At 40.1% G+C, this 3,616-nt stretch carries 4 protein-coding genes; all 4 read left to right on the top strand.

Going from position 1 to position 3,616, the window contains the following annotated elements:
• The first annotated feature begins 217 nt into the window (after nt 1-217).
• The 4 genes from fapR to fabG are packed head-to-tail and all read left to right on the top strand — an operon-like array spanning nt 218 to nt 3,392.
• On the top strand, nt 218-787 hold the full coding sequence (fapR, locus tag TJ68_RS05715; protein ID WP_040929203.1) for a transcription factor FapR: 570 nt from the start codon (nt 218-220) through the stop codon (nt 785-787).
• On the top strand, nt 784-1,764 hold the full coding sequence (gene plsX / locus TJ68_RS05710; RefSeq protein WP_040929202.1) for a phosphate acyltransferase PlsX: 981 nt from the start codon (nt 784-786) through the stop codon (nt 1,762-1,764). Before fapR ends, plsX begins: the two co-directional genes overlap by 4 nt.
• Entirely contained in the window at nt 1,757-2,662 is a 906-nt protein-coding gene (fabD, locus tag TJ68_RS05705; protein ID WP_040929201.1) for an ACP S-malonyltransferase, read from the top strand. The genes plsX and fabD overlap by 8 nt, the downstream gene beginning before the upstream one ends.
• Complete coding sequence (gene fabG / locus TJ68_RS05700; protein ID WP_040929200.1) at nt 2,655-3,392, top strand: 3-oxoacyl-[acyl-carrier-protein] reductase; 738 nt, start codon at nt 2,655-2,657, stop codon at nt 3,390-3,392. Before fabD ends, fabG begins: the two co-directional genes overlap by 8 nt.
• The last annotated feature ends 224 nt before the right edge of the window (nt 3,393-3,616 follow it).

Raw genomic sequence — 3,616 nt, 5'->3', positions numbered from 1 at the left:
CGTCAACGTAACAGCGAGTCTTTTTACGCAAAACGCATTTGTGTTAAAAGATAAAAAACAATTTTACACAACGCGCATTTCTGTAAACGACAATTCAATTAATTTAACGCAACAAGAAATTCGCGAGTTTTTTCATCTGAAATAATGTAAAAGATTGAAAAGTAATCGTTAATTTTATATACTAATTTTAGCACCAACTACTAAATGGGGAGATAATGTGGCAAAGTTAAAGAAAGATGAACGCCGTCTAGAAATCGTGAGGCGATTGGACGAAGATCCGTTTTTAACAGATGAAACACTCGCAAACGATTTGAACGTTTCGATTCAAACGATTCGACTGGACCGTTCAGTTTTAAACATTCCAGAACTGCGTGTCAGAGTTCAAGCAGTCGCTAAAAAGAATGCTGAAGAAATCAAAAGTATTCCGCTTCAAGATGTCATCGGTGAACTGGTACAAATTGAAGTGAACAAACAAGCGTCTTCGTTTTTTACAGTTGAAAAAGAACACGCATTTTTAAATTATAATATCGCACGCGGACACTTCCTATTTGGTCAAGCAAACTCACTTGCTGTGGCAGTACTCGGTAAAAAGAAGGTGCTGACAAAGGAAGCAAACGTAAAGTATTTAAAACCGGCAAAGGTCGGAGATAAGATCGTCGCTAAAGCGACTGTATTAAAAATTAAACCATATGAAGCACTCATATTAGTGGAATCATATGTGAATGATGAAACAGTATTTATTGGACATTATGTCATGCATTTTGAAAATGAAGGTGAAATAGAATGAAAACAATCGCAGTCGATCTGATGGGTGGAGACCACGCACCAGAAGCAATTGTCGATGGTATTAAATCAGCATTAAAGAAATATGAAGATATTCAAATTTTAGCGTTCGGTACAGTAGGTAGCTGGACTGAGACGCACGATAGAGTGAAATTCGTAGAAGTGACGGAAGTCATTACAAGTGAAGATGACCCAGTGCGTGCAGTTCGTCGTAAAAAAGATTCATCGATTGTACGTGCGGCAAAAGCAGTAAAAGAGGGAGAAGCGGATGCTTTTGTATCTGCAGGTAACACAGGTGCCTTACTTACTGCTGGACTATTCGTCATCGGACGTATTAAAGGAATCGAGCGTCCAGCGCTCGCGTCGATGATTCCAACGACGAATAACAAAGGTATGCTCTTACTCGATCTCGGTGCAAACTCTGAAAATAAGCCAAAACACTTATTACAGTTTGCGCATATGGCGTCTATTTACATGGAAAACATTCGTGGCCGTAAAAATCCGTCAATTGGTCTCATCAACAACGGTAGTGAAGATATTAAAGGAACACCACTGACTAAAGAGACACACCAGTTACTTCAAGACTCAAACTTAAACTATAGTGGATATTTTGAGACGAGAGACATATTAACTGGTAAATACGATATCGGTGTCACAGACGGATTTACAGGTAACATCGTTCTTAAAACGATCGAAGGAACAGCAAGTAGCTTACTCGGTGAAGTGAAGAAAATCTTTTTATCTTCGATGGTAAATAAGTTATCTGCACTCGTCGTTAAAAAAGATTTAGGTCAATTAAAAGACTTAATGGATTACCGTCAATTTGGCGGTGCACCGTTACTCGGTTTAAATGGACACGTTTTAAAAGCGCACGGTTCAAGTGACGCTCTCGCTATAGAAAATGCGATTCGAAACGCGATTACAATGGCGAATAGTGACGCAATCGAACAAATTAAGGAGGCAATTTCCGAAGATGAGTAAACTCGTTTTGTTCCCGGGGCAAGGGGCACAGTATCATGAAATGGCGAAAGATTTATATGAACATAATGACGCAGCAAAAGAACTACTTGATACGATTTTTAGCTACGTTGATTTTGATTTAAAAGAAATCATGTTTTCTGAAAATGATGAACGACTCAATAATACAGCGTTCACGCAACCCGCGTTATTTGCACATTCACTTGCGGTGCTTAAAGCAACGGGAATTAAAGGCGATTACTTAATCGGACATAGTTTAGGAGAATTGCCAGCTCTAGTTCATGCGGGTGTTTTATCTTTAGAAGATGGAGTAAAAGCCGTCGCCATGCGCGGACGTTTAATGAGTGAAGCAAAAGACGGTAAAATGGCTGCAGTCATCGGTATGGATAAAGACAAGCTCGAAGCGTTATGTGAGTCACTTAGTGATGACGAAGAAAAAGTCTCACCAGCAAACATTAACGCTCCAGACCAAATCGTGATTTCTGGAGATGCAACGAAAGTCGATTTATTTATAGATGAAGCAAAAGCACACGGCGCGAGACGCGTCATTCCGCTAAAAGTATCCGGAGCATTCCATTCACATTTAATGAAAGACGCTCAAGAATCGTTCGAAACGTTTTTACAAGATATTACGTTTAATGATGCAGAAATTCCGGTCATTCAAAACGTTTCCGCTGAACCAGAAACTGATAAAGAAATTATTAAACAAAATTTAATTCAACAAATTACGTCGCCAGTTCGTTTCGTAGAATGTGTCGAAAAAGCAGTCGAACTTGGTGTAACAGAATCTGTAGAAGTTGGACCGAAGAAAGTTCAAACAGGTTTACTTAAAAAGATTACGAAATCAGTAGACACGGCACATATCGATACTGTTAAAGAGGTGGATGAATACAATGAGTAAAGTAGCATTAGTGACAGGCGCATCAAGAGGTATCGGACGCGCTGTCGCATTACGTTTAGGTGAAGACGGCTATACAGTTATCGTCAACTATTCAGGGAATAAAGAAAAAGCAGACGAAGTTGTAGAGAAGATTAAAGAACAAGGTGGAAATGCTGAAAGCTATCAATGCCAAGTTCAAAACTATGACGAAGTGAAAGAGATGATCGCACATATTAAAGATACGTACGGTCAATTAGACGTTGTCGTGAACAACGCAGGGATTACAAAAGATACGCTACTTATGCGTATGAAGCCAGAGATGTTTGACGACGTTATTAACGTCAACTTAAAAGGTGCGTTTAACGTCATTCAAAACGTTTCTCGTATGATGATCCGTGCGAAATCAGGACGTATTATCAACATCTCAAGTATTGTCGGAACTCTTGGTAACCCTGGACAGGCAAACTATGTTGCGAGTAAAGCAGGTGTCGACGGTTTAACGAAAAGCGTCGCAAGAGAACTCGCAAGTAAAAATATTACAGTGAACGCAGTCGCACCAGGATTTATCGAAAGTGATATGACTGACGTATTAAGCGACGACTTAAAGAACAAAATGCTCGAACAAATTCCACTCCAACAATTCGGTCAAGTGGAAGATATCGCAGAAGCGGTATCATTTTTAGCATCAGACCGTGCGCGCTATATTACAGGCCAGACGATTCACGTCAACGGTGGAATGTACATGGCGTAACCGCTGTGTTATTATAAACACAAGTTTCAGTGCCGAAGATAAAGGTCGGCCACGAACATTCGCGGGGTGTGGCTTTTATTCTTTTAAGTGAGTGATGAGATTGGTTGTAATCGACGACGGATGGTAGGATTCTCCGTTGAAAGCTCATTTGCGACGGTGAAAAAACTTTTCGCAGTTGATTCGGGGAATCGTCGGCGAGATGAAAAACTCCCCGTCGCTATGAA

Source organism: Nosocomiicoccus massiliensis (assembly GCF_000438455.1).
In the GTDB taxonomy this organism is placed as follows: domain Bacteria; phylum Bacillota; class Bacilli; order Staphylococcales; family Salinicoccaceae; genus Nosocomiicoccus; species Nosocomiicoccus massiliensis.
This window is presented reverse-complemented; position numbering and strand designations above follow the sequence as displayed.

Excerpts from the sequence above, each read along its gene's own strand:
- fabG (WP_040929200.1), top strand. The coding sequence starts at position 2,655 with ATGAGTAAAGTAGCATTAGTGACAGGCGCATCAAGAGGTATCGGACGC.
- fabD (WP_040929201.1), top strand. The coding sequence starts at position 1,757 with ATGAGTAAACTCGTTTTGTTCCCGGGGCAAGGGGCACAGTATCATGAA.
- plsX (WP_040929202.1), top strand. The coding sequence starts at position 784 with ATGAAAACAATCGCAGTCGATCTGATGGGTGGAGACCACGCACCAGAA.